23 protein-coding genes are annotated in these 25827 nt (G+C 66.5%); 13 read left to right on the top strand and 10 right to left on the bottom strand.

The window, feature by feature from the left end; translation table 11 throughout:
- Positions 1-41: 41 nt before the first annotated feature.
- The 5 genes from trpC to mfnA all read left to right on the top strand — a co-directional run bounded on the left by trpC (position 42) and on the right by mfnA (position 5134).
- Entirely contained in the window at positions 42-845 is an 804-nt protein-coding gene (gene trpC, locus E2484_RS02305) for an indole-3-glycerol phosphate synthase (protein WP_137284042.1), read from the top strand.
- On the top strand, positions 842-2095 hold the full coding sequence (gene trpB / locus E2484_RS02310) for a tryptophan synthase subunit beta (RefSeq protein ID WP_137283605.1): 1254 nt from the start codon (positions 842-844) through the stop codon (positions 2093-2095). The genes trpC and trpB overlap by 4 nt, the downstream gene beginning before the upstream one ends.
- Positions 2085-2960 (top strand): tryptophan synthase subunit alpha, encoded by an 876-nt coding sequence (gene trpA / locus E2484_RS02315; protein WP_137283606.1) that lies wholly within the window; start codon positions 2085-2087, stop codon positions 2958-2960. The genes trpB and trpA overlap by 11 nt, the downstream gene beginning before the upstream one ends.
- A 27-nt stretch (positions 2961-2987) precedes the next feature.
- Positions 2988-3782 carry a 2-amino-3,7-dideoxy-D-threo-hept-6-ulosonate synthase gene (locus E2484_RS02320; protein ID WP_137283607.1) on the top strand — a complete coding sequence of 265 codons (795 nt, stop codon included), beginning with the start codon at positions 2988-2990 and terminating at the stop codon, positions 3780-3782.
- 302 nt (positions 3783-4084) lie between these two features.
- A complete protein-coding gene (gene mfnA, locus E2484_RS02325) occupies positions 4085-5134 on the top strand; it encodes a tyrosine decarboxylase MfnA (RefSeq protein WP_137283608.1) in 1050 nt (349 codons plus the stop codon).
- A gap of 34 nt (positions 5135-5168) precedes the next feature.
- Here mfnA and E2484_RS24670 read toward each other — a convergent pair whose 3' ends face one another.
- Entirely contained in the window at positions 5169-5888 is a 720-nt protein-coding gene (locus E2484_RS24670; protein ID WP_321111599.1) for an HVO_2922 family protein, read from the bottom strand.
- 133 nt (positions 5889-6021) lie between these two features.
- Between E2484_RS24670 and E2484_RS02335 the strand changes: the two genes are divergently transcribed.
- Positions 6022-6588: a YqaA family protein gene (locus E2484_RS02335; RefSeq protein ID WP_137283609.1), complete on the top strand. Its 567-nt coding sequence runs from the start codon at positions 6022-6024 to the stop codon at positions 6586-6588.
- A 94-nt stretch (positions 6589-6682) separates the two neighbouring features.
- Positions 6683-7702 carry a signal peptide peptidase SppA gene (gene sppA, locus E2484_RS02340; protein WP_137283610.1) on the top strand — a complete coding sequence of 340 codons (1020 nt, stop codon included), beginning with the start codon at positions 6683-6685 and terminating at the stop codon, positions 7700-7702.
- Positions 7703-8142: 440 nt separating this feature from the next.
- Here the strand turns inward: sppA and E2484_RS02345 are convergent, their stop codons facing one another.
- On the bottom strand, positions 8143-10062 hold the full coding sequence (locus E2484_RS02345) for a beta-CASP ribonuclease aCPSF1 (protein WP_137283611.1): 1920 nt from the start codon (positions 10060-10062) through the stop codon (positions 8143-8145).
- A 342-nt stretch (positions 10063-10404) separates the two neighbouring features.
- Between E2484_RS02345 and E2484_RS02350 the strand changes: the two genes are divergently transcribed.
- Positions 10405-10941 carry a hypothetical protein gene (locus E2484_RS02350; RefSeq protein ID WP_137283612.1) on the top strand — a complete coding sequence of 179 codons (537 nt, stop codon included), beginning with the start codon at positions 10405-10407 and terminating at the stop codon, positions 10939-10941.
- On the opposite strand, the gene E2484_RS02355 is transcribed toward E2484_RS02350, so the two are convergent.
- A complete protein-coding gene (locus E2484_RS02355) occupies positions 10938-11672 on the bottom strand; it encodes a ferredoxin--NADP reductase (RefSeq protein WP_170977210.1) in 735 nt (244 codons plus the stop codon). The two genes, E2484_RS02350 and E2484_RS02355, sit on opposite strands and share 4 nt — an antisense overlap.
- A 92-nt stretch (positions 11673-11764) precedes the next feature.
- Here E2484_RS02355 and E2484_RS02360 point away from each other — a divergent pair, with 92 nt between their 5' ends.
- Both E2484_RS02360 and proS read left to right on the top strand, forming a co-directional pair.
- Positions 11765-12250, top strand: coding sequence for an 8-oxo-dGTP diphosphatase (locus E2484_RS02360; protein ID WP_137283613.1), 486 nt, complete (start codon positions 11765-11767; stop codon positions 12248-12250).
- 123 nt (positions 12251-12373) lie between these two features.
- Complete coding sequence (gene proS / locus E2484_RS02365) at positions 12374-13831, top strand: proline--tRNA ligase (protein ID WP_137283614.1); 1458 nt, start codon at positions 12374-12376, stop codon at positions 13829-13831.
- 38 nt (positions 13832-13869) lie between these two features.
- Here the strand turns inward: proS and E2484_RS02370 are convergent, their stop codons facing one another.
- Positions 13870-15687 (bottom strand): DUF7282 domain-containing protein, encoded by a 1818-nt coding sequence (locus E2484_RS02370; protein ID WP_170977211.1) that lies wholly within the window; start codon positions 15685-15687, stop codon positions 13870-13872.
- A gap of 355 nt (positions 15688-16042) precedes the next feature.
- On the bottom strand, positions 16043-16465 hold the full coding sequence (locus tag E2484_RS02380; protein ID WP_137283616.1) for a MaoC family dehydratase: 423 nt from the start codon (positions 16463-16465) through the stop codon (positions 16043-16045).
- 88 nt (positions 16466-16553) lie between these two features.
- Here E2484_RS02380 and E2484_RS02385 point away from each other — a divergent pair, with 88 nt between their 5' ends.
- From E2484_RS02385 to E2484_RS25360, 3 genes are read left to right on the top strand one after another with little or no spacing between them, the layout of a single operon-like run.
- Complete coding sequence (locus E2484_RS02385; RefSeq protein WP_137283617.1) at positions 16554-17381, top strand: alpha/beta fold hydrolase; 828 nt, start codon at positions 16554-16556, stop codon at positions 17379-17381.
- Positions 17374-18936, top strand: coding sequence for an AMP-binding protein (locus E2484_RS02390; protein WP_137283618.1), 1563 nt, complete (start codon positions 17374-17376; stop codon positions 18934-18936). Before E2484_RS02385 ends, E2484_RS02390 begins: the two co-directional genes overlap by 8 nt.
- A 59-nt stretch (positions 18937-18995) precedes the next feature.
- Positions 18996-19127 carry a hypothetical protein gene (locus tag E2484_RS25360; RefSeq protein WP_321111607.1) on the top strand — a complete coding sequence of 44 codons (132 nt, stop codon included), beginning with the start codon at positions 18996-18998 and terminating at the stop codon, positions 19125-19127.
- Positions 19128-19180: 53 nt separating this feature from the next.
- Here the strand turns inward: E2484_RS25360 and E2484_RS02395 are convergent, their stop codons facing one another.
- The 5 genes from E2484_RS02395 to E2484_RS02415 all read right to left on the bottom strand — a co-directional run bounded on the left by E2484_RS02395 (position 19181) and on the right by E2484_RS02415 (position 25746).
- Positions 19181-20410: a digeranylgeranylglycerophospholipid reductase gene (locus tag E2484_RS02395; RefSeq protein WP_137283619.1), complete on the bottom strand. Its 1230-nt coding sequence runs from the start codon at positions 20408-20410 to the stop codon at positions 19181-19183.
- Between the two features lie 448 nt (positions 20411-20858).
- Positions 20859-21734, bottom strand: a complete 876-nt coding sequence (locus tag E2484_RS02400; protein WP_137283620.1) for a hypothetical protein — start codon at positions 21732-21734, stop codon at positions 20859-20861.
- A gap of 231 nt (positions 21735-21965) precedes the next feature.
- Positions 21966-22964, bottom strand: coding sequence for a hypothetical protein (locus E2484_RS02405; protein WP_137283621.1), 999 nt, complete (start codon positions 22962-22964; stop codon positions 21966-21968).
- A 161-nt stretch (positions 22965-23125) separates the two neighbouring features.
- The gene (locus E2484_RS02410; RefSeq protein ID WP_137283622.1) at positions 23126-23989 is read right to left on the bottom strand and encodes a 2-oxoacid:ferredoxin oxidoreductase subunit beta; all 864 of its coding nucleotides are present in this window, start codon (positions 23987-23989) and stop codon (positions 23126-23128) included.
- Positions 23986-25746, bottom strand: coding sequence for a 2-oxoacid:acceptor oxidoreductase subunit alpha (locus tag E2484_RS02415; RefSeq protein WP_137283623.1), 1761 nt, complete (start codon positions 25744-25746; stop codon positions 23986-23988). The genes E2484_RS02410 and E2484_RS02415 overlap by 4 nt, the downstream gene beginning before the upstream one ends.
- Positions 25747-25827: the final 81 nt, after the last annotated feature.

The following is a 25827-nucleotide window of genomic DNA, read 5'->3' on the forward strand; positions in this document are numbered from 1 at the left end:
GCGCAAGTCTTATGTACAATTCCGTCCGTTAATGCACAATGATGAACGAAAGCGAGGAACTCGCGCCCGCGGTAGCGTCCATCCTCCGGTCGGCGGAGGCCCGCGGCGACCCCCGGAACGGGACGCTCTCGGTCGACGCCCGGTCGCTCCCCGCCGCCCTGTCTCGGGCCGAGGCCGACGGGCGCGTCCCGGTCATCGCAGAGGTGAAGCCGACGAGTCCGACGACCGAGGGAACGCGAGCGGCCGACCCCGTGGAACTGGCCGAGCGCATGGTCGAAGGCGGCGCGGCCGCGCTCTCGGTGCTGACCGAACCCGACCACTTCGAGGGCTCTCCGGAGAACCTCCGGCGGGTCCGCGAGGCCGTGGACGTGCCGGTACTCCGGAAGGACTTTCTCCTGCGCGAGGCCCAACTCGACACCGTAGAGGCCGACGCCGTGCTGCTCATCGCCCGGTTCGTCGGCGACGACCTGCCGGACCTCGTCGCGGCCGCGAAAGAACGGGGCTTCCAACCACTCGTGGAGGCCCACGACGCCGCGGAGGTAGAGCAGGCGGTCGAGGCGGGCGCGGAGCTAATCGGCGTGAACAACCGCGACTTGGCGAAGTTGGAGGTCGACCTCGAAACCTTCGAGAGGGTCGCACCGTCCGCTCCGGAAGACGTAACCCTCATTGCCGAGAGCGGCATTTCGACGCCCGACGACGCCCGACGAATGCGCGAGGCGGGGGCCGACGGTCTCCTCGTCGGGTCGGCGATAATGGACGGGATTCCGGAGTCGGACTCCGGAAGTCGAGGGGCGGAGTCCCTCGGAATCGTGACGGAGAACACACGGAGATTGACACGAACATGAGTAGCGAATCCAAGTTCGGCGACTACGGCGGCCAGTACGTCCCCGAGGCGTTGATGCCCGCCATCGAGGAACTGACGGACGCGTATCAGCGTTACGTACTGGACAACGAGGACGGCTTTATGGACGAGTTCCGCGAGCGTCTGCGCGAGTTCGGCGGCCGACCCACGCCGCTCCAGCGCGCGGACCGCCTGAGCGAGCGCTACGACCGCGAGGTCTACCTCAAGCGCGAGGACCTGCTCCACGGCGGGGCGCACAAACTCAACAACGCCCTCGGACAGGTACTGCTGGCCAAATACATGGGCAAAGACCGCATCGTCGCCGAGACCGGCGCGGGTCAGCACGGCACCGCGACCGCGATGGCGGCGGCCCACCTCGACGTGGACTGCGAGATCTACATGGGCCGGACCGACATCAACCGCCAGCGACCCAACGTGTTCCGGATGCGACTTCACGACGCCGCGGTCAACCCGGTGGACATCGGGTCGGGCACGCTCAAGGAGGCCATCAACGAGACGATGCGCGACTGGGCGACCAACGTCGAGGACACCCACTACGTCATCGGTTCCGTCGTGGGTCCCCATCCCTTCCCCAAGATGGTCCGAGACTTCCAAGCGGTCATCAGCGAGGAGGCCCGCGAGCAGGTGCGTGACCACGCGGGGCGACTCCCCGACAGCGTGGTCGCCTGCGCGGGCGGCGGATCGAACACGATGGGCGCGTTCCACGAGTTCGTCGGCGACGACGATGTGGACCTCGTCGCGGTGGAGGCCGGCGGGTCCGGTCTCACCATCGACGAGGAGGAAGGTCTCGCGCCGCACTCGGCGTCGCTCTCGGTCGGCGACGAGGGCGTCCTCCACGGCGCGCGCACCAAACTCCTCCAGAACCCGGACGGCCAGATTCTCGAGTCCCACAGCGTGAGCGCCGGACTCGACTACTCGGGGGTCGGCCCGGAACTCGCCTACCTCGTGGACGACGGGCGCGTGACCCCCGTCAACGTCGGCGACGACGCCGCCCTCGAAGCGTTCCACCGACTCTCGACGTTGGAGGGCATCATCCCCGCGCTCGAATCGAGTCACGCGCTGGCGTATCTGGAGGAGGCCGCGCTCGGCGAACAGGCCGACGACCTCGGCGACCTCGTGGTCGTCAACGTCTCGGGTCGCGGCGACAAGGACCTCGACACGGTAATCGAGGAGAGCGACAGGCGGAATCTCGACGCGGCCCCATCGATGGAGGTGTTCGAGAATGGGGAGTGAGAGCGAAATCGAGGCGGCCTTCGCCGACGACCCCGCGCTGGTCTCGTACGTCGCGGCCGGGGACCCCGACGCGGAGGCCACGAAGGAGTACGTCCGGGCGCTGGTCCGCGGCGGGACCGACGTGGTGGAACTCGGCCTGCCGTTCTCGGAACCCATCGCCGAGGGACCGACCATCCAGCAGGCCATTCGCCGGGCGCTCGACGCCGGCATGACTCCCGACCGCTACTTCGACCTCGTGGCGGAGTTGCGCGAGGACGTGGACGTGCCCCTCGTCTGCATGACCTACTACAACCTCATCTACCAGTACGGGGACGGCGAGGCGCGGAGCGCCTCGAACGGGAACGGTGAAACCGCTGGCGGCGAGGAAGGTCCGGAACCCTTCGTGGTGGCCGCCGCGGAGGCGGGACTCTCGGGCATCATCGTCCCGGACCTGCCGGTGGACGAGAGCGACCCCCTCAAGGAAGCGTGCGACGCGCACGGACTCGACCTGATATTCATCGTCGCGCCCACGACGACCGACGAGCGCCTCGGTCGGATGCTGGACCGAGCGTCCGGGTTCGTCTACGTCCAGGGCCGACTCGGCACCACGGGCGCGCGCTCGGACGTGAGCAGCGAGACCCACGTCAGCCTCGGTCGCTTGGACGAGACCGACCTCCCGAAGGCGGTCGGATTCGGCATCAGCGAGCGCGAACACGCCCGGGAAATCGTCGCCGGCGGTGCGGACGGCATCATCGTCGGGAGCGCGTTCGTCGATATCGTGGCCTCCCAGGAGGACGTTCCCGACCGACTCGAAGCCAAAGCCCGCGAACTCAAGGCGGGCGCGCTCGACGGCGCGGGCGAAGTACCGGAACCGGAAGGCAAATAACGAACCCTTGCTACAGATTCACATATTATGGACGTAGGAACTGCGGCACGACTCGACCGAATCGGCACAGACGGAAACTACGTAATCGTCCCGATGGACCACGGCATCACCCTCGGCGCGGTGAACGGCCTCGTGGACATCGAATCGACCATCGACGCCGTGACTCGCGGCGGCGCGGACGCAGTCCTCACCCAGAAGGGCATCGCGCCGCGCGTCCACGAGAACAAGAACGACGCGGGCTACGTGGTCCACCTCAACGCGTCTACCTCCATCGGACCGGACAACAACGACAAGCGCATGACCGGCACCGTCAAGGAAGCGGTCCGGGCGGGCGCGGACGCGGTGTCGGTCCACGTCAACGTCGGAAGCAAGTACGAGCGCGAGCAGATGGAGGACCTCGCCAGAGTCACCGAGACGGCCGACGAGTACGGCGTGCCCGTGTTGGCGATGGCCTACGCCCGCGGGCCGGGCGTGGACGAACACGACGCCGAGAGTCTGGGCCACGCGGTCCGGTTCGCCGAGGAAGTCGGCTCCGACGTGGTGAAGACGGCCTACAGCGGCGACGCCGAGAGCTTCGAGCGCGTGGTCGAATCGACCCGACTCCCGGTCGTCATCGCCGGCGGGGAACCGGAGGGCGACCAAGCGACCCTCGAAGCCGTCCGCGGCGCGATGGACGCCGGGGCCGCCGGGGTCTCGATGGGCCGGTCCGTCTTCCAGCACGACGACCCCGAGGCCATCACGCAAGCAGTCTCGGGAGTCGTTCACGACGGTCGCTCGGCCGAGGACGCCCTCCGTGACGCTGGCCTCGCGGTCGAAGTCTGAGTTACGCGCGCTGGTTTCGAGCAACGTTATTGCGTGTTTAGCATAGGAAATTGTTTCTCTAGGGGACGGATTCGGTTAGTGCAGCGACTTCTGTGGCGCGCGCTGGCGCGGCGTTCACGAGCGCCGTGCCAACCGTGTGTGAGGGACGAGAACCGCAGTGGCGGTACCGGGCGGTTGCGGTATTCCTTCACACGAGCCCGTAGCTAGCTTCCAACGAGCCTTCCCGTTTCGCTCTCCCTCCCTCGATACGGCCCCAAACCGATAACAGAACCAATAAACGGTCCCCGGCAATTTTTTCGTCTATGCAGAGAGCGCCGCAGGACTTCGGGCGGGTCCTCTCGTCGATGTGTACGGAACCCCATCCCGACGCCCGCGAGGCCGCCGCGCGGTACCTCGCCGACAACCCCGGCGACCCGACTACCTACCCCGCAGTCGCCGAGATGGAGCGCGAGGCGGTCGAGACACTCGGCGAGATGACCGGTCTCGCCGACCCGCAGGGCTACGTCGCCAGCGGCGGGACCGAGGCGAACCTACAGGCGGTCAGGGCCGCGCGAAACCTCTCGGAGTCGGCCGACCCGAACGTGGTCGCGCCCGAGAGCGCCCACTTCAGTTTCCAGAAGGCCGCCGACGTGCTGGACGTGGAGTTGCGCTTCGCCGCGACCGACGACGAGCGACGGGGCGACCTCGCCGAGGTCCGCCGACTCGCCGACGAGGACACCGCCCTGGTGGTCGGCGTGGCCGGGACCACCGAGTACGGGCGCGTAGACCCGATTCCGGCCCTCGCGGACGTGGCCGCCGACGTGGACGCGCTGCTCCACGTCGACGCGGCGTGGGGCGGGTTCGTCCTCCCGTTCACCGACCGGGAGTGGAACTTCGACCACGCGCCCGTGGACACCATGGCCATCGACCCGCACAAGATGGGCCAAGCGCCGGTCCCCGCCGGAGGGTTCCTCGTGCGCGACGAAGCCGTCCTGGACGCGCTCGCCGTGGACACACCGTACCTCGAATCCACCTCGCAGGCGACCCTGACGGGCACTCGGAGCGGCGCGGGCGTGGCGGGCGCGCACGCCGCGATGGAGGCGTTGTGGCCCGAGGGTTATCGCCGAAATTTCGAGCGGGGGCAGGCCAACGCCGAGTGGGTCGCCGACGCGCTCGAATCCCGGGGGTACTCGGTCGTAGACCCCGTTCTCCCCCTCGTGGCCGCCGACGTCCCGCGCGGAGAGATCGAGGCGTTGCAGGCCGACGGCTGGCGGGTCTCGCCCACCGCGGCCGGAGAGCTACGGGTGGTCTGCATGCCTCACGTCACCCGCGAGATGCTCGAATCGTTCGTGGCAGACCTCGACGCGGTCTGAGCGACTCCCCCTTTTCGGGTCGCTCCGTCGTCTCTCAGGACTCGGCCGATTCGGTGTCGCCTCCGGAGTCCGACCCGGTTCCAGACTCCGGTCCAGCACCGGACTCCGGGTCGCTCTCGGCGTCCGAACTCGTCCGCACGTCGCGTTCGGTTTCGCCGCCGATTCGTTCGACCGCCGCGCCCAGCGCGTTGCGCTTGACGCTCCGGAGGCCCTTCTCGGCCGCCCGCCGCGAGGAGTAACCCTGCCCGGAGTCGGCGATGACGTTGCCGTTGTCGTGGACGAGTCGCCAGCGCCACTTGCCGTCCTTGCCCTCGTACACCTCGAACGAGGCCTGGGCGGGCGGTGCGAGCGCCTCCACGGTCGAACCGTCGAGTTGAGTCATCTCGACCCGGCCGTCCGACCGCTTGCTGGCGTTTCGTTTCGCGGCGTCGCGCCCGCGGCGGACGAGCGCGGGCGCGACCGACTCGACGGCGTCCACCGCGTCTACGGCGTCCGAGACCAGCGACGTGGAGAACTCGCGGGCCAGCACGCGCTCGTCGTCTCGGTACAGCGAGATCGACAGCCCTTGCCACTCGATTCCGGCGTCCTCGGGGTGTTCGGGCAGGGGTACTGCGGTCCCCTCCTCGGTCCACGTTTCGTCGCGCCGGTAGTCGAGACGGACGGTCGCCGCCGCGAGGTCGCCGTCGTCGCTCCGGTAGGAGAGTCGGGCGCGAAGGCGAGGGTGCGCGACGAGAGTGTACTCGTGGTCGAACATGCAACTGGATAGCGTCCGGATAGGGATGAGTCTGTTTGCCGTACGTCCTCGGATTCCGCTCCCGAGTCGTCGAGCTATCGGGCCGTCGTGCCGGAACGAAGACAAAAAGCTCATAGTCGTGCTTTGACCTCTATTGACTGTGTTTGCTACCGCCGGTCCAGCGTTCGTAGACACCGCCGCACTCGGGTCGTTCGAGTGGTTAGAACACCTCGTCGAAACGACGACCGGGTGGGTTGGACTCGGCATCATCTTCGTCTACTCGTTTCTCATCGCGTTCGCGCTCCCGGGCGTGAGCGAAGTCGTGCTGGCCGCGCCGCTCGACCTCGGTCTCACGCGGGCGGGCCGACTCGGCCTCATCATCCTCGTCAGCGGAGTCGGCAAGGCCGCCGGAAGCATCCTCGCGTTCCACATCGGACAGGAGGCCAAGGAGGCCGGACCCATCGTGGGCTTCCTCCGGCGGTCCCGGTTCGACGTCATCGAGTGGTCCGAGAACAAGACCGTGGAAGTCGCCCGGAAGTGGGGCTACCTCGGGATGGCGCTCGCGCTGTCGGTCCCCTTCTTCCCCGACACCATCTCGATTTACGCCTTCGCCGTCCTCGAAGAAGATTACGCCAAGTTCGCGCTGGCGACGTTCGCGGGGAGCGTCGGCCGACTCCTCGTGACGCTCTTTCTCGTCGGGTCGACGGTCGCCGTACTCTGAACCGGTCTCGTGGCGGGTTGGACGGTCCCAAGCGAAGGGTTAACGACGCGCGCGGCCCCACTCGGTGGTATGCAATTTATCGAGGTGAGCGACCGTGGTCGATAGCTCGCGGGTCGCACAGACGCTCGTCGTGCTGGTCGGCGTGGCCGTGACCGTCGCGGTCGGTTGGCTGTTGTTCGTGGAAGTGCCCGAAGGGAGTCTCGCGCGACTGCTCGGGGTCGTCCTGGTGGTCCTCACGGGCGTCGTCGGAGCGCGCGCAGCGGGCCGCATCGCGTCGGGATGGGTCGCCGCGTACGACGTGGCCGAGGTCGCCGTCGAAGGGCCGATCACCCGGGACGGCGGCGGTAGCTCGATTCCGCCCCGGCCCGGCGGGACGCCCGCCGACGACGTCGTGGAGCAAATCGAGAACGCCGACGAGGACGACGACGCGCAGGCGCTTCTGCTGCGCCTCAACACGCCCGGCGGCGAGGTGGTGCCCAGCGACGACATCCGACTCGCGGCCGAGCGGTTCGACGGTCCGACGGTCGCCTACGCCACGGACGTCTGCGCCAGCGGCGGTTACTGGATAGCCAGCGGCTGTGACGCCGTCTACGCCCGCGAGGGGAGCATCGTCGGGTCCATCGGCGTCATCGGCTCGCGCGTGAACGCCAAGGGGATGGCCGACAAACTCGGTCTGGAGTACGAGCGCCTCGCGGCGGGCAAGTACAAGGACGCGGGCACCTCGCTCAAGGAGATGACCGAGGACGAGCGCGAGTACCTTCAGGGTATCATCGACGGCTACTACGAGGAGTTCGTCGACCGCGTGACCGACGGCCGAGAGCTGAGCGACGAACAGGTCCGAGACACCGAGGCCCGCGTCTACCTCGGCGACGACGCCGAGTCCATCGGTCTCGTGGACGAACTCGCCACCAAGAAGCAGGTCGAGGACCGCCTCGCCGCGGACCTCGGCGTCGAGGAGGTGACGGTCGAGGAGTTCGAACCGGAGCGCGGCGTGATGGAACGACTCCGCGGCGGGTCCCAGGCCGTCGCCTACGCCTTCGGCGCTGGAATCGCCAGCGCCATCGCCGGCGACGACCGCGGCGACGTAGACGGGTTCGAGTTCGAACTGCGGTGAGGGTGCGCTCGGTTCGACAATCTTTACAATTTCTAAAAGTGGTTTAGTAGCCTCATGAGGCATATTTTTATTTCCCACGTCGGCGCGCGCTGGCGCGGCGCGACTGCGCGCCGCGCCAACCGCGCGAGGGACGAGTAGCGCAGGGAGAAGCGACCGTAGGGAGCGACGACCGAGCAACGCAGGCGGTTGGGGAGGTGTGAGGCCCGCGGTCGCGGTGCCGTGCTGTCCGGTGCCGTGCCGTGCGGATGCGGTCTGATTGGCGTCGGCAGTAGCTAGCTACGTCACGACTCTCCGCTTCGGTTTGTGAGAATGGCAGAACCGACCACCGAGATCACGAACCCGACTACAGCACCGACAAGTTCCGCCACCGATACCACAGGATGACGTCTCTAAAGGACGGAGAAGCGAAACCTGCGAACCGACCGAGTCGGTACCCCGGACTACTTGAACCGGAAGGTCTCCAGATTCTTGGGCGCGAAGGTTCGCATGTTGTACTCGTGGTAGAGCGACGACGAGAGGTCCTGCACGCTCGACTCGTCGCCGTGGACGCACAGAATCTTCTCGGGCCGGGGGTTCATCGTCTTCACGAAGTTCATCAGACCCTGCCGGTCGGCGTGACCGGAGAAGCCGTCCACCGTCTCCACGTCGAGTTTCAGTTTCAGCGTACCGTTCCGACCGCCGCCGCGGTTCATCGGAATCTCGTCCCAACCGTTCTGGATGCGTCGGCCGAGGGTTCCCTGGGCCTGATAGCCGACGAAGACCATCCGGGAGTCGGGGTCGCCGCCGACGTGTTCGAGCCACGACATTATCGGGCCGCCCGTGACCATGCCGGAGGTCGAGAGGATGATGCACTGGTCGCCGTCGGCGACCTCTTGGCGTTCCTCCTCGCCGCCGTCGATGTGGTTGAACTGGTCGGCGAGGAAGGGGTTCTCGTCCTCGTGGAAGATGCGGTCCCGGAGGTCGTCACGGAGGTACTCGGGGTAGGTCGTGTGAATGGCGGTCGCCTCCCAGATCATGCCGTCCAGGTGGACCGGCATCTCGGGGATGTCGCCGTTGCGCATCGCCTCCTCGATGACGAGCATCATCTCCTGGGAGCGACCCACTGCGAACGCCGGGATGACGATCTTCCCGCCCTTCTCGTAGGTCTCGTTGATGACCTCCTTCAGTTTCTCCTCGGAGTCCTCTTGGTCGGTCTGGTAGTCGTTGCGACCGCCGTAGGTCGATTCGAGGATGAGGGTCTCGACCCGCGGAAAGTCGTTGACTGCGCCGTTGAACAGTCGGGTGTCGTCGTAGTGGATGTCACCCGAGAACGCGACGTTGTAGAGACCGTCGCCGATGTGGAAGTGCGAGACGGCCGACCCGAGGATGTGACCCGCGTTGTGGAGCGTGAGTTTCACGTCGGGCGCGATGTCGGTCACGTCGCCGTACTCCAGCGGGATGGTGTGCTTGATGGCCTCGCGGACCATCTCGGACTCGTAGGGCGGCGCGCGGCCCTCCTTGGCGGCCACGTCGAGGTAGTCGAGCTGGAGCAGGCCCATCAGGTCACGGGTAGGTTCGGTGGTGTAGATGGGGCCGTCGTAGCCGTACTTGAACAGGAGCGGGATGAGCGCCGAGTGGTCGAGGTGGGCGTGGGTCAGCACCACCGCGTCGATGGTCTGAGCACCCGCACCGAGCGCCTCCTCGACCTGGAGGTAGGGCACTTCACCTTCCGCACCGGGCTTGTCGCCGCAGTCGATGAGGATGCGGGTCTCGGGCGTCGAGAGGATGAACGAGGCCCGACCGACCTCACGACAACAGCCGAGCGTCGTGACCCGGACGTACTCGTCGTCGGACATCTCCTCGCGGTGAATCTGGCGACCCACCTTTTCGAGGATGTCGCGGCGCTCGTCGCGCTCCTGTTTCAGGAAGTTCCGGACGTTCGAGACCGTGGAGGACTCGATGGGCGGGGTCCGCACGACTTCGGGCGTCCAGCCAACCTCCTTGGTTATCTCCCGGAGCGTCGAACCGTGCTTGCCGATGACCATCCCCGGCTTCTCGGCCTCGATGACGACCTCGCCCGTGTCGGCGTGGAAGTCGAGGTCGGTGACGCCAGCCTCGTCAGGGATGACGTCGAGCACGTCCTCGCGGGCGTCCTCGGGGCGCGACAGCACGTCGGGGTCGGGGCGGACTGTGATGCGTTTTCGGAGTTGGCTCGCCAACTGCCGGATGAGGTCGCCGTTTCTGGCGAACTTCTTGGGGTCGCGCGTGTACACGACCAGTTCCGGGCCTTCGTACTTCACGTCCGACACCGAGATGTCGCTCGGTAACTCGCTCGTAATCTCTGCGCGCAGGTCCTCGAGTTGCTGATCTACTTTACTCATAGTGAAAAAGTCGTTTCGTCTGTCGGTGTTGCCCCCTGCTCTGGGTAGTCACGGCCGACCCGTCCACGCCACCGCGGGCTACCTGCTCGCGGAGGCAGGTCGAACCGGTCGGAAAGCCATCAGGACTACGATGCAGAGTACAGCACAGCATAGATTTCGCTTCTCCGCGGGATGTTGAAACTCTCGCGTCGGCGAGTCGTCCTCGTCCCCGGGGATACCGGGGCGGACCGGACGCTCACTCGGGGACGCAGGAAAACCCGCTTATGCGGCATTAGTCCCCGATATTATAAAAGCCTTCTCAAAGTGGGCAAAGCCAAGTCCGCGCAGGCCGTTCTCCGCGGTATGCGACTGACTCCGAAACGAGTCGCCGACGAGTACGAGTGGGTCCGTGGCCGGGCCGACGTGGTGGTCCCCCTCGTGAACGACGTGCGCGACGACCTCGGCGACCTGTTCGACACCGAGGTAGACGAAGTGAGCGCCGACGCCTACCGCGAGGAGGTAGACGCCGTCTTCGCCGACGGCGACCGCGCGGTCAACGTCGCCGCGTTGGTCGCCATCCTCCGGGATTTGGACGTGGAGGGCGACTATCCGGGGTTCGTGGTGGACGAACTCCTCGGCCGCGAACTCGCCGGGACTATCGCGGGAAATCAGCCCCTCAGACTGCTCGGCGAAGCCACCTTCCACTTCGCGGACGTTGGCGTCCACGCCGACGAGGACCGCGAGGCGGGAAGCGCCTCGCGAGAGCGAGCGGGCGACGCCCGCGAGACCGCGGGCGCGGACGACCTCGACGCCGCCCTCGCGGCCGGGTTCCAGACGCGACTTCCCGGGTGGGACTGGAAGGAAAGCGGGAGTCCGTTCGCGGTGACGGACGACGGTTAGTCCGCTCCCGAAACCTCGTCGCCTTCCCAGCCTTCGACGTAGACGCGGTCGTCGTCCACGCCCCGGTCGTCGAGATAGTCCCGCGTCTCGACGACCATCTCCGGAACCCCGCAGACGTAGAAGTCTCGCTCCTCGAAGTCGTCCAGATACTCCGCGAGGTGGTCCTGTACGTGGCCCTCTGGTCCCCGCCACTCCTCGTCTGCCTCCGAGAGGACGTAGGTCACGTCGAAACTCGGATAGTCGGCCGCCAACTGGTCCAGGGTCTCGCGGTAGAAGACGTGTTCCTCGTCTTTCTCGCCGAAGAAGAAGTGGGCGTTCCCGGTGCCTTCCCGCACGTACTGCTTGGCCATCGCTATCATCGGCGTGATGCCGGTCCCGGTCGAGACGAAGGCTACGTCGGAATCGAGGTCCCGGAGGTAGAGGTTCCCGCCCAGCTCCTCGACGTGGATGGTGTCGCCCGGCGTCCGGTCGTGCATCCACGTCGAAGCAGTTCCGTCGGGATACCGCTTGATGGCGAGCGTGATTTTCTCGGACCCGGGCATTGCCGTCGAGGTGTACGGTCGGACGACCTCCTCGCTCTCGCCGTCGTCGCTCTCCTGCTCGAAGTGGACGTGGGTGTGTTGGCCGGGGTCGAACTCGAAGGTGTAGCCGTCGGACTCCAGCACGAACTGCTTGACGTTGGGCGTCATCTGATGGACGGACGTGACCGTGACCTCGTGGATGTCGGTCATAGGGGCTTGCCGGTGGTACGACCGACGGCCGGATAACTCGGATGGCCGACCGAACGTCGGATTTTATCCCCCAAGACTTCGATACGCCGACCATGCAACCCGCGACGCTCTGTTACCTCCTGCGGCCGGAGGACGCGGAAGTCCTCCTCATCCGCAAGAAGCGTGGCCTCGGCGAAGGGAAGTTCGTCGGTCCCGGCGGCAAGGTCGAGGAGGGCGAAACCCCCCGCGAGTGCGTCGTGCGCGAGGTCGAAGAGGAGATCGGCGTGACGCCTCGCGACCCCGAGAAGGTCGGGGAGTTCGAGTTCGTCTTCGGCGAGGAGTCGGAGATGTTCGTCCACGTCTTCCGCGCCGAGGAGTTCGTCGGCGTCCCGGAGGAGTCCTCGGAGGCCGACCCCGAGTGGTTCGACTACGAGTCGGTCCCCTACGACGAGATGTGGGAGGACGACCGCTACTGGATGCCTCACCTGTTCGCTGACGAGACGTTCGCCGGGGAGTTCGTCTTTGACTCGGAGGGCGATGAGTTGCGAGAGTGGGCGGTCGAGGCCGGCGTGAGCGCGGTGGATGCGGCGGACCTCTGAAGCGACGCACGACTCGTCTCCACAGCATCCCGACGAAACGGTCACTCCGCGAACCACGGTCTCGTCTGAACCCTTCACACAGGTTCATCGCCTTTAAGACCGCTTCGGAGAAACCAGTACCCAATGAGCGACGACGAGCAGGAACTCGGCATCACCGAGCGAAAGGAGTACAGTCCCGGCGAGTGGTACGCCGAAGTGGTACAGAAGGCCGAACTCGCCGACTACGCGCCCATGGGCGGGTTCATCGTCACCCGACCCCGGGGGTACGCCCTCTGGGAAGGCGTGCAGGACCACCTCGACGAGCGGTTCAAGGCGACCGGCGCTCAGAACGCCTACTTCCCCGCGCTCATCCCCGAGAGTTACCTCGAACGCGAGAGCGACATCGTGGAAGGCTTCGACCCCGAGGTGGCGTGGGTCACTCATGGCGGCCACGAGGAACTCGAAGAGCGACTCGCGTTCCGGCCCACCAGCGAGTCCATCATCACGCCGTTCATGAGCAACTGGGTCCGGAGCCACCGCGACCTGCCCCTGCGCCTGAACCAGTGGTGTAGCGTCATCCGGTGGGAAGCCACCGAGACCAAGCCGTTCTTCCGGACCAAGGAGTTCCTCTGGCAGGAGGGCCACACCGCCCACGAGTCCGAGGACGAGGCGTGGGACGAGACCATGACCCGCCTCGACCAGTACGAGAACCTCTACGAGGACGTGCTGGCCATCCCCGTCCTCCGGGGTCGCAAGCCCGAACACGACAAGTTCCCCGGCGCGCACACCACCACGACGGTCGAGGCCCTCATGCCCGACGGCAAGTCGGTGCAGGGCGGAACCTCCCACTACCTCGGCCAGGGCTTCGCCGAGGCCTACGACCTGACCTACACCGACGAGGACGAGGAAGAGCAGGTCGCCCACACCACCTCGTGGGGCCTCTCGTGGCGGGCCATCGGCGCGCTCGTCATGACCCACTCCGACGACCAAGGGCTCGTCGTGCCCCCGAAGATCGCGCCCGAGCAGGTCGTCATCGTCCCCATCTGGAACGAGGACAACCGCGAGGAAGTGCTGGACTACGCCGAGGGCGTCGCTGACGACCTCGAAGCCGAAGGCGTCCGCGTCGAACTCGACGACCGCGACGAGCGCAACCCCGGCTTCAAGTTCAACGAGTGGGAACTGAAGGGCGTCCCCCTCCGCATCGAAATCGGCCCCAACGAGGTCGAAGACGACGAACTCACCGTGGTCCACCGACCCGACGGCGAGGACGTCGTGGAGGACCGCGAGGACGTCGGCGAGACCGTCCGGACCCACTTCGACCAGGTGTACGCGAAGCTCTACGACGCCGCCAAGGAGAACCTCGAAGAGAACGTCCGCGAGGCCTACGAGACCTCCGAGATTCTGGGCACCATCGGCCAGTACGGTGGCTACGTCAAGACGCCGTGGTGCGGCGACGAGGCCTGCGAGCAGGTCATCAAGGAGGAGATAGCGGCCGAAATCGTGATGACTCCGATGGACCGCGACGAGGAACCTATCGGCGACGAGTGCGGCGTCTGCGGCGACGAGGCCGAGGAGACCGCCTACTTCGCCAAGTCGTACTGAACGCGAACCTCGCTACGTTCTCCGCGCGACTCTCCGCGCTATCTTCTCCGCGCGAGCGCGAGACATGCCAGCAGTGCGACCAGCGCCGTCCCCGCGCAGAAGCCCGGGAGTTCGATGCCCGGCGAGGCCGGCGACGACGACGTAGATTCGGTCGTCTCGCGGGTCGTCGCGGTCGTCTCCCGGATTTCCTCGACCGTCACCGACGCCGAGGCGGCGACCCGGTGGTCGTCCTCGCCGTCGGTGTACGGCTCGTCGGTCTCGGGGTCGAACGCGCCGTCGCCGTCGGTGTCGCGGTACGTCACCGCGACGAGGGTCGCGTTCGATTCGAGAGCGGAGTCGAACGCGACCGAGGCTCTCGCCGACTCGTCGGGGGCCAGATACCCCGAGGTGCCGATAATCTGGCCGTTCGTCGCGTTCCGGTGGACGACGACGAAGCCCCCGAACGGGAGGTCCGCGCTGGCGTTCGCGGCCGTCGCGTTCGCGGACTCCAGCCACACGGTGGGCGTGGGTTCGACCACGACGCCGGGGTCCGGGCCGCCGTACCCCATGATGGCCTCGCCGCGGTGGCGCACGGTCACGGTGAAGTTGGTGCCCGGCGGCACGTCGGAGAAGTCGAACTCCGGCGCGTAGACGAACCCCTCGCTGGCGTTCCTGACGCGCCCGGTCGCCTCGAATTGGAAGGTGTCGCCCTCGCCCTCGACGACGACCGTCAGCTCCGAGCCGGGTGGCACCGACGTCTCGACCGCGACGGTCTGGTTCGGCGCGGCCTCGACCCGAGCGCGTGAAGGGGTGACGTCCAGGTCGAACTCGCGCTCGCCGAGCCGGTCGGTCGTCACGAGGTCGGCCTCGGGCTCGTGGACCTCGAACTCGGTGGTCGCGGACTCGCGGGCGTCCGCGAGCACGGACGCCCGCGAGAGCGTGAGGTTCGCGCGGTAGTGCTGTCCGGCCGCGAGTCTGTCGTCCCAGCCGCGCGTGACGTTCACTTCGGCGAGGTCCACCACGAGGTAGTAGGTGTCGTTCCGGGCGTCGGCCACGAGGTCGGTCGAGTCGGGCGCGGGGTGCATCAGCGCCGCCTCGAACGACGTACCCGGATCGATTTGTTCGATGCGGAGGTTGGCCCCGTCGCCGTCGAGGAACCGAAAGAAGCGGTCGGTCGCGTTCGTTCCGTTCTGCGCGGCGATGGCACCGTCGAGCCCAGAGGCCCGGAGTTCGAGGACGAACGTGTCGTTCAGCGTGACGACGCGCGACCGTACGAGGTCGCCAGTTCCGGCTGCCTTCGGTACGTCGTTCGGCTCGGAGAGGTCGGTCTCGGCCGACGGAACGTAGCTCCGGAGGCCCCCCGTGGTCCGGTTCTCCAGCAGGAGCTTCGCCACGTCCCAGCGCTCTCCGGCGGTGTCGTTCTCGGCCCAGAGGTCGAGTTCGTAGGTGCCGGTCGCGAGCGGCGTCGTCGCGTTCGACTGCTCGCGAACGGCGAGTGCGTCGCCCTCGCCCGCGGCGAGCGACCCGTCGTAGGTGTCGAACTGGAGCGTCGCGTCGTCGTCGCCGTCGGCGTCGCGCACGACGACGGTGGCGACGTGGGTCGCGCTCGAGCCGACCCTGACGGTGGCGTTCTCGGCGTCCGAGAAGTGGATCCCGAGTTCCACCACGTCGCCGCGCTGGTCGGTCAGGATGGACGAGTGGAAGCTGACTGGCGGCGAGGGGGTTGCGGTGGTGTCGGAGTGCGAGGCGGAAGGGGGCGACGCGTCGGCGGTCGAGTCGGCAGGGGCCGTGACGGCGGCGGTCGTGACTCCACTACTGACGAGCAGGAGGGCGACTAGACAGGAGACCAGCAGTCGCTTGGGGAGGGCGGCGGACATAGGTCGGATTGCTGACCGGTCGGGGAAATACTTTCTGCTGGCTGTCGCGGGGTTGGTCGAGGAGTACGGACGGGAAATCGTGGAAAGACTGGAGAGAACGGTGAGAAGCTAGCTTCATGCGTGAGCCACCTACGACCGCACCGTGACAGCAGATTGCTTGGTTCGCTGGAGTTAGCTTCTACCGGTACCACGGAGACGACCGCACCGCAACCGCACAGCACGGCCCTCACACCCCCCAGTCCTCCCTCGCGCGAGGTGCGGTGCGCTTGCGCACCGCGCCCACGCGCGCCGGTTCAGAGAACCGGAACTCGTTCTTTAGGAAAGAAGAATCCAATCTAAAGAAATGTATAGTTATCTACCCGTTGTCGTGGGGCACTGACATGACCACCGCCTCGCCCGACAGCACCTGCTCGGGGTCGTCCTCCGAGTCGTCATCGACGGCCTCCGCCACCGTCTCGACTCGGAGTCTGTCGTCGCCCAACTCCTCCTCTACGGTCACCGTCGCCGTCACGGTCTGGCCCGGTCGAACCGGGTTCTCGAAGTCGAGGTCCTGCGAGAGGTAGATTACGTCGCCCGGCAGGTCGGCGAGGGCGGCGCTGACGACGCCCGCCGAGAGCATCCCGTGGGCGACTCGGCCGCCGAAGAACGTCTCGGCGGCGTACTCGTCGTCGCGGTGGATGGGGTTGTCGTCGCCCGTGAGGTCGGCGTAGGCGTCGATGGTATCTTCGGTGACCGTCAGGGAGGCCTCGGCGGTGTCGTCTACGGTTGCGACTGGCATGTACGAGCATCGCGGCGCGCGTAGAATCAATCCGGGGGTTAACATGTGAAACGGGGTTTTCAAGGCGGATTCCTTCGTGGGTTCACCTATGTCATACGCGGACAACGACGGGGTCTCGCTCTACTACGAGACCACCGCTCCGGCCGAGACGGCCACCAACGGGAGCGACCCCGAGACCGTCGCGCTCGTGGAGGGACTCGGTTACGGCCGGTGGATGTGGCGCTGGCAGCGAGAGCGACTGGCCGACGAAGGCTACCGCGTCGTCGTCTGGGACAACCGCGGCACCGGCGACTCCGACGAACCCGAGGGACCGTACACCGTCGAACAGATGGCCAGCGACCTGGAGGCGGTTCTGGCCGACGCGGGCGTCGAGCGCGCCCACGTCGTCGGCGCGAGCATGGGCGGAATGATAGCCCAGCAGTACGCGCTCGACTACGACCGCGCACAGTCGCTCGGCCTGCTCTGCACCAGCCACGGCGGCGAGGAGGCTATCGACGTGCCCGAGGAGACCCAGGCCCGGATGTTCTCCGTGCCCGACGACGCCGACGAGCGCGAGGCCATCCGGTACAAGATGAAGCCCGCGACGACCGACGAGTTCTGGGCCGAGAACGACGACCTGATTTCGGACATCGTGGACTGGCGACTGGAGGGCGACGCGAGCGACGCCGCCCGAGAGGCCCAGGCCGCCGGAGTCGCGCAGTTCGATTCGAGCGACCGCCTCGGCGACGTCGACGTACCGGTTCTGGTCGCTCACGGCACCGACGACCGGGTGCTTCCGGTCGAGAACGCCGACCTCCTGTACCAGAAGCTGTCGAAGGTCCAACTCGCCGTCTTCGATGGCGGTTCGCACCTCTTCTTCGTCGAGCAGGCCGACGCCGTCAACGACCGCCTCGTGGAGTTCCTGACCCATGTTTAGCCACGACGAAACCCCCTACGACTGGGTGGGAGCGTGGAGCGAGAAGCGCGCCAGCCTCTCGCCCGAGTCGGTCGGACTGGTGGACGCGACGACCGGCGAGCGGTTCACCTACGCCGAGTTGGACCGCCGAGCAAACCGGACCGCGCGACTCCTTCGGAACCGAGGCGTCACCGGGAGCGACCGAGTGGCGGTCCTCTCGCGGAACCGTCCGGAACTCGTAGACCTCTTTTTCGCCACCGCGAAGACCGGCGGTGTTCTCGCACCGCTCTCCCATCGGCTCGCGGCGGGCGAACTGGTCGAGATGCTGAACGACGTGGACCCCGCACTCCTCGTGGTCGAAGACCCCTTCGACGGACTCGCGGCCGACGTGCTAGCTCACGACGCCCGGGAGTTCGACTGCTCGGTCCTCTCGTTGCCCGCGGACGGCTCGAACGCCGACGCGTCGGCGTTCGAGCCGTGGGCCGACGCCCTCCCCGAGGACGACTCGCCGGTCGAGACCGCCGACGTGTCGATGGACGACCCGCACCTGTTCCTCCACACCGGGGGTTCGACCGGGGTTCCGAAGGAGACGGTCGTGACCCACGGCTCCATCCTCTGGAACTCGTTCAACACCATCACGGCGTGGGGGCTTCGACCCGAGGACGCGACGCCGATGGTGTTCCCGATGTTCCACACCGGCGGGTGGAACGTCCTGACCGTGCCGCTGTTCCACCTCGGGGCGACGGTCGTCCTCGCCCGCGAGTTCGAACCCGGAGAGGTCCTCCACCTCGTGGAGGACGAGGGCGCGACCGTCCTCGTGGCGGTTCCGGCCGTCCTCCGGATGATGGCGAACCACGACGACTGGGCCGACACCGACCTCTCGACGCTCCGGTTCGCCAAGTCGGGCGGCGGCCCCTGCCGGGAGTCGGTCATGGAGGCGTGGTGGTCCCGGGACGTCGACCTCTCGCAGGGCTACGGCCTGACCGAGTGCGGCCCGAACAACTTCACGATGCCCGACGGTTGGCCCCGCGAGAAGGCCGACAGCGTGGGCGTGCCCGCGATGCACGTGGACGCGCGAGTCGTGGACGACGCGGGCGAAGAGTTGCCCGCGGGCGAAATCGGCGAACTCGAACTGTCGAGTCCCCACGCCGCGGACCGATACTGGCGCAACGAGGAAGAGACCGAGGCGACGTTCGGTGGCGGATGGGTCTCGACCGGCGACCTCGCCCGACGCGACGACGAGGGCTACGTCTACATCGAGGGCCGGAAGAAGAACATGTACGTCTCGGGCGGCGAGAACGTCTACCCCGCCGCGGTCGAGGACCGCATCGCCGACCACCCCGAGGTCGAGGAGGTCGTCGTCGTCCCGGTTCCCGACGACCAGTGGGGACAGGTGGGCAAGGCGGTCGTGCAGGGCGACGAGTCGCTGACTCTCGAAGAGCTAACCGGGTTTTTGGACGGGAAACTCGCCCGGTTCAAGCGACCTCGCCATCTGGCCTTCGTCGAGGAGATGCCGACGTCGGGCCCCTCGAAAATCGACCGGCAGGCCGTGAACGACGAGTTCGGCGAGGAGTGACCGACTCGGAACGCCGGGTAGCCCCCGCGCTTATTACCGTTACCGTGCAACTCGTTCCCATGGCTTCGGTACTTCGGCGACTCGTACGACTCGTCAGAATCCTCGACGACGTTCGGAGCGTCGTTCGGGCGCTCGAACTGCTGCGAAAACTCGTGCGCGGACTCCGCGGTCGGCCCAGTTCGTTGGCCTGACGGGCGACCGGCGTTGCCGTCGCAGGGGCCGAACCGACCGGCCTCGGGAGCCCTCAGAGAAGACGTTCCTTGACGAACCGAGCGATCGTCGGGACGTCCTCGGCGTGGAGCAGTTTCATGACGCCGCGAGTACTCCCGGCGTTGGCCTTGCTCAGGGCGTCGGCGTCCACTCGATTGAGGTCTCGAATCAGCGTGTCGTAGCGCTCGTTCGGGACGAGATAGAGGAGTTGGGTCATCAGCAGTCGGGTCCGCATCTTCGGGGCGACGCGCTCGTGCCAGAGGTCGTCGTAGATGGAGAGTTTCTCGGCGGAGGTGTCGCGGTCGCTCGACATGAAACAGCGGTCCGCGGTGACGGCGGCCGCCCGGCCCGACTTCATGCAGGTGTGGATACCCTCGCCCCAGAGCGGGTCGATGGTCGGCACGGTGTCACCGATTGCCATGAAGTTGTCGGTGCTGAAGCCGTCGGGCATCTGGATGTGGGCCGACCCCCGGTGCTGTTTCCCGGCGATGCGCTCGGCCTCCTCGAATCGGGGGTCGGTGTCGAGCCAGTACTGGAGGTAGTCGTCGATGCCCATGCCGTCTTGGGCGTAGTCGCGGTGGGCCGCGTTCTGGATGTAACAGAGACCGACCTTCGCGGTGTCCTCGCCCGTGTGGAAGATCCACGAGTAGCCCCCCGGCGCGAGGTCGTGGTCGAGTCGGAGCATCATCGCGTCGGTGAGGTCGGCGTACCCGTCGGCGTCGATGTCGATGCCTTCGAGTTCGTACTCGACGCCGATGGCCTGATGCTCGCGCTGGAGGTCGGTCACGCCGAGTTTCTTGGCGAGCGGCGCGGCCGGGCCGGTGGCGTCGATGACGATGTCGCCGTACACTTCTTTGTCGCCGTCGTACCGCACGCCGACGATGTCGCCGTCCTCTATGATTGGTTTGGAAACCCGCGAGTCGAACCAGTACTCCGCGCCGTCCTCGCGGGCGTCGTCCACGAGGAAGTTCTTGAAGTCGGCGAATTCGAGGACCGCACCCGGTTGGTGCCGGACGAAGTGCTCGTTCGGCGACTCCAGAACCACGTCGTCGGTGTAGTTCATCACCACGTCGTCGGGGATGCCGAATCCGCCCATCATCGACGGGAAGGTTCCGGCCGTGGACTTGTTGCTCTGGGCGGGGAAGTCGTCCTCGGCCTCCGTTTCGAGGACGACCACGTCGTAGTCGCGTCTGGCGAGGTCGCGGGCGCACTGCGCGCCCGCCGGACCGGCACCGGCGATGACGACGTCGAACTTCTCAGTCATAGCGCGTCGCCCCGATGGAAACAGGAGACGGCGTCTCGCTCACGATTCCTGGAGTAGGGACCGAACTGCCGTCGAAATCTCGTCCGCAGTCGGGCCTCCGACGTGTTCGGTCGGCGGTAGAACTCTCGTTCGAGAGAGTCGCTGGCGCGGAGCGACTCCCCGTCGTCCCCCCAGCGACGATGTCACCGGACCGCGTCCGGGTGGTCGGCGAGGGTCCCTCGCCGGTGTCGTATTCGTCCGCAGTCATCTCTACTTCTGGTAGACACCTCTCCCATAAAAAACGGACGCAAACGCTCTGGCACGGGTATTCTGTTGGCGTGGCGCGGGCAAAAGACTATATATGTCACCGGGGAATCGAGTCGCCCCTCCGTGACCGTCGGGGAGCGTTCGAGGGGAGTGCGGGGAGGTCCGCCGACACGTCTTTCGGCGCGTTCGACCAGTGGCCGTCTCAGTATCCGTCGAATCGCTGGCCGTCGAGGTAGACGCTCACACCGTCGTCGCACCGCAAGTCGGTCAGGTCGCCGGAGAACAGGAAGCTATCTCCGCCTCCCGCGAGCGCACCGGTCACGATGTCGTCGCGGATGCGGTCGCTCCGGTCCACCGAGATGGCGTCGTGGCCGACGACGCTCGGTGCGCAACTCCGTCCCGACCGCCGGATACCGCCACCCGAGACCTCGAAGGCGTACTCGTTGGCCGACCTCCAATCGCCGCCACAGAGCGTGAGGTGGTGTTTCCCGCCGTGGTCACGGCCGCAGGGACACCGGTCTTTCTTCCCGCGTTTCTTCCTTTTCTTCTTCTCGTGCTTCTTCTCCTTCCCGTGCTTCTTCTTCCCGTGTTTCTCCTTCTTCCGGCCGTGCCCCCGGACGACGACGGTAATCGAGTTGCCGAAACAGAGGGCGTCGTGGGTTATCGGACACGCGACGAGGCGGAACTGGTACTTGCCCGGGCGGAGTCCGGCGAGCGTAACCGCTACTCGGAAACTCGTGCGGGCGGTCACGACGCGCTGGAGACCGCCGTACCACTCGTCGTGGCCGTGGTGAGCGACCTGTGCGCCGACCTTACATCGCTCGCAGTCCACCTTCTCCATCCCGTCGACTGCGCCCGTCGTCTTCGCTTTGCCGGTCGTCTCCGCGCCGTCCTCGCCGAGGATCTCCACGTCCGTCGTGCGCACGTCCAGCGGTCGGTGGCTCTCGTCGTGAGACGTTGCCCGCGCGCGACCCGAGAGCGGGGTCAGTAGCGACCCGCCCGCGACGGCCGTCGCCCCGCTTCGTAGGACGGTACGACGCGAAACTTCTTTCGAGGTGCTGTGCGTTTCGTCTGGCATGACTCGTTCGAGACGCCGACGCCCGTCGTGTTAACGGATGCCAAACGTTCAACTACTTCGGCGGGGTCAGTCCGACTTCAGCCAACTCAACCCGACTTCAGAAACGAAACGCGACGTGAGAGACCGGTAATAGAGGGATGTTATCTAACTGCACAGTAGGCCGTCTCCGGCGTTCCGGCGTCGTCTCGCCCGGAGAGGGTTCAAACTGAAATTGAATCGATAGCTCCGGTACTACGCTCCGGTCGTCCCCGACGGTGTCGTCTCGGACTCTGTCGCTTCTGCGTCGGTCGTCGTTCGGACCGAGGTCGTCCCTGCTTCGGTCGTACTCCCCTCGCCGCGCGAGACCGTCGCCACCGTCTCGGCCTCGTCGCCGCGCTGGTGGACCACCTCGACGGTCCCCGGAACTCGGTCGCGGAACCCGAGGTCGGCCCGATACGCGACGGTCCCGACGCACTGCGCGCAGACGTCTGCTTCCGATTCCGTGGTGGCGACAGTCACTCGGAGCGTGTCGGCGGACGGGAGCGCGACCCCGGCCAGTCGCGCGCCGTGACACGGCGTCGGTGCGCGTATCGATCCCGAAATTCGGACCGACGCTTCGCCGAACCCGACGCTGGCCTCGTCGGCCGACCCGCAGGACCCGCTGAAGGCGGTGAACGTCCGGTCGACCACCTCGGGCGGACAGCCGATTTCGGTCGAAATCGTCACTGACTGGACCGCCCCGTCGGGAGCGACTCGCACGTCGGTTCGCGAGTCGTTGCAGTCGAAGCGCGAGCGAGGGACCGCGACGGTCCCGCCGGTGGACGCACCGTCCGTCGCGGTGGTGGTCGCTCCACCGGGTCGGAGCGGCAGTGCGTACTCTCCGGGTTCGGACAGTCGGAGCGTCAGGTAGCCGTCGGCGGGGAACTCGACGCGCCGGTCGAGTATCGCAGTCCCGGCTTCGCCGCCCCGAAACAGGCGGAGACCGACGGTCCGCGCTTCGCCGCTGTCGTTCCAGATACGAATGGCGTGCGGTCGGTTGTTCTCGGGGTTCCGGACGCCCTCGCGACTGCCGACCGAAATCGTGGCGAACGGGCGGTCTGCCGACGAGTCGATACCGGTGAACTCCTGCCCGTCGCTCGCGGTCGTAGTCGTCTCCGTTTCCTGTCCCGACGCGCGCGCTCGCGCCCCGAGCAGGCCCGCCATCCCGGTCGCCCCCGCGCCGACGGTCCCCAGTAACTCCCGTCGATTCATGGAGTACGTCACGACGCATCCGGGGATACGCTTTGCGGGCCGGTTTCGGGTTTCGGTCGAGAGTGTACACCTCGGAGTGCACTCACGGATGCTCTCTACGAGAATTGAAGAGAACCGACGCAGAAAGCGCAGACGAGAACTGGAGAATCGCTAATGGGCCGTCAGTAGAACTCGCGCACGAGGTCCATCGCGTCCTCGGGCGCGCCGTCCGGAATGTCCGCCATGTTGCTGTCGAGGCCGTGAAGTTCCGAGTAGGGAACGCTCTCCTCGTTCTGGTAGAGGATGCCCTGATACTCCTTGTCGGCGTCCAGAATCTTGTCCTTGGCCGCGTCGCGGTCGGTCGGGTCGTGATCCTCGTCTGCGAGGTCCACGATGGAGTCCCGGAAGTAGTCGTAGGTGTCCACGTCGTTGAACGTCACGCACGGCGAGAAGACGTTCACGAAGCCGAAGCCGTCGTGTTCGATGGCTTTCTGGACGATTTCGGTGTGGCGCTGGGCGTCCGTGGAGAACGACTGGGCGATGAAGCTTCCGCCCGCCGAGAGGGCGAGCGCGAGGGGGTTGACCGGCGGCTGCTTGGGACCCTCGGGGGTGGTCGACGTCTCGAAGTCCTCTCGCGAGGTCGGGGAGGCCTGTCCCTTGGTCAGCCCGTAGATGCGGTTGTCCATGACCACGTAGGTCATGTCCACGTTCCGGCGGACCGCGTGGATGAAGTGGCCCGCGCCGATGGAGTAGCCGTCGCCGTCGCCGCCCGCGACCATCACTTCGAGGTCGGGGTTGGCGAGTTTGACGCCCGTGCCGACGGGCAGGGCGCGGCCGTGGACGCCGTGAAGCGCGTAGCTGTGCATGTAGGTGCCGATCTTGCCGGAACAGCCGATGCCCGCCACGACGAAGGTGTTGTCCGGGTCGTTGCCCGTGTTGGCCAGCGCCTTCATCATGCCGTTCATCGTGCCGAAGTCGCCGCATCCGGGGCACCACGTCGGCTGCTTGTCGGATTTGAAGTCGGTGAATCGTACGTCTGAACTCATGCTGTGACCTCCTCGCTCTGGAGACTCTCTCTGATTTCGTTTGCCAGTTCGTCGGCCTTGAACCTGACGCCGTTGTACTTGTTCACGCGTTTGACGCGGGTGAGAGCGTCGTGTTCGAGCAGGTCGGCGAACTGTCCGTTCGCGTTACACTCGACGACGACGACCTCGTCGGCGGCCTCGATGTCGTCGGTGAGGTCAGGTCGGGGGAAGATGTACGGCACCGAGAGGAACCGGACCGACACGTCGTCTTCTTCGAGGAAGTCGAGGGCTTCGCGCATCGCGCCCTCGTTCGACCCCCACGAGATGACGAGGTTGTCCGAGTCGGCGTCGCCGAACTCCCGCACGTCGAAGTCCTCTCGCTCCTTGGCCGTCTCGACCTTCCGGTTTCGCTTGTCCACCTGCTCGACGCGAACCTCGGTGTCCTCGGTCCGGCGACCGAGCGAGTTGTGTTCGAGACCCGTGGACATGTGGGCGGCGTTGGTCGTGCCCGGGAACGCACGCGGACTGATGCCGTCGGCGGTCGGGAAGTGAGGCTGGAACCGGTCTTTCTCGTCGGTCCAGGCTTCCACTTCGTCATCGTCGACGACCTTCCCGCGGTCGATTTCGACCGCGTCCATGTCGAACTCCTCGGGTTCGAAGGTCTGTTCGGTCACGGCCATCGAGAGGTCGGCGAGCAGGAAGACGGGCGTCTGGTACTTCTCGGCGAGGTTGAACGCCTCGACGGTCTTGTGGAAACATTCGGCGACGTTGGTCGGCGCGACGACGAATCGCGGAATCTCGCCGTGGCCACCGTAGAGCGTCATGTTGAGGTCGCCCTGCTCCTGCTTGGTCGGCATCCCGGTCGACGGACCCGAGCGCATCACGTCGGCGATGACCAGCGGCGTCTCGCTGGTCGCCACGAGGCCGAACGTTTCGGTCATCAGGTCGATGCCCGGCCCGGAAGTCGCGGTCATCGAGCGCGCTCCGGCGCGTGCCGCGCCCAGCGCCATGTTGATGGCCGAGAGTTCGTCTTCGGCCTGAACGACCTCGCCACCGTACTGCTCGATGCGCCCCGTGAGGTACTCCATCACGTCGGTCGCGGGCGTGATGGGATACCCGGCGTAGAAGCGACATCCGGCCGCGATTGCGCCCATGCCGATGGCCTCGTCGCCGTTCAGCAGGACGTAGTCGTTGTCGGTGGTGTCGAGGTCGTAGTCGAACTCGTGGTCGTACTCCTCGGCCACGAACTCCTGACCTTTGCGGGCGGCCTCCTTGTTGTTGTCCACGAGGGACTCGCCCTTGCTCCCGAACTTCTTCTCGAGCGCGGAGTCGAGGTTCTCGATGGGGAAGTTCGTCACCTCGCAGGCCGCGCCGAGCGCGACGATGTTCTGCATGATGGCCCCGCCGGCCTCTTCGGCGAGGCGCTGGAGCGGTACCGAGAGACCGATCATGCCCTCGGGAACGTCCACGTCCTGCATCTCGGTGCGCTCGCCGTCGTAGATGATGACGCTCCCTTCGTGGAGTTCGTCGAGATTCTCGTCGATGGTTCGCTCGGTCAACGCCACGAGGATGTCGAGGCGGTCGACCACGCTCTCGACCTGCTCGGTCGAACTTCTGATCTTGTACGCGGTGTACCCCCCGCGAATTCGGGACGCGAAGTCCTTGGAAGTGAATACGTGTCGTCCTGCGCGGGAAAGCGCTTGTGCGAAGATTTTCCCGGTAGAGTCGATGCCATCGCCAGCCTCACCGCCGATGGCCCAGTTGAGGTCGTCTGGCATTCCTAACTAGTCAGTTGCCCATGCCAAATCAAAAGCCTTCTGAAGCGACCCTGTGAGTAGTGGAACCGCGGTGATATTTGC

The sequence above is a fragment of the Halorussus salinisoli genome (genome assembly GCA_005239435.1).
Lineage (GTDB): Archaea > Halobacteriota > Halobacteria > Halobacteriales > Haladaptataceae > Halorussus > Halorussus salinisoli.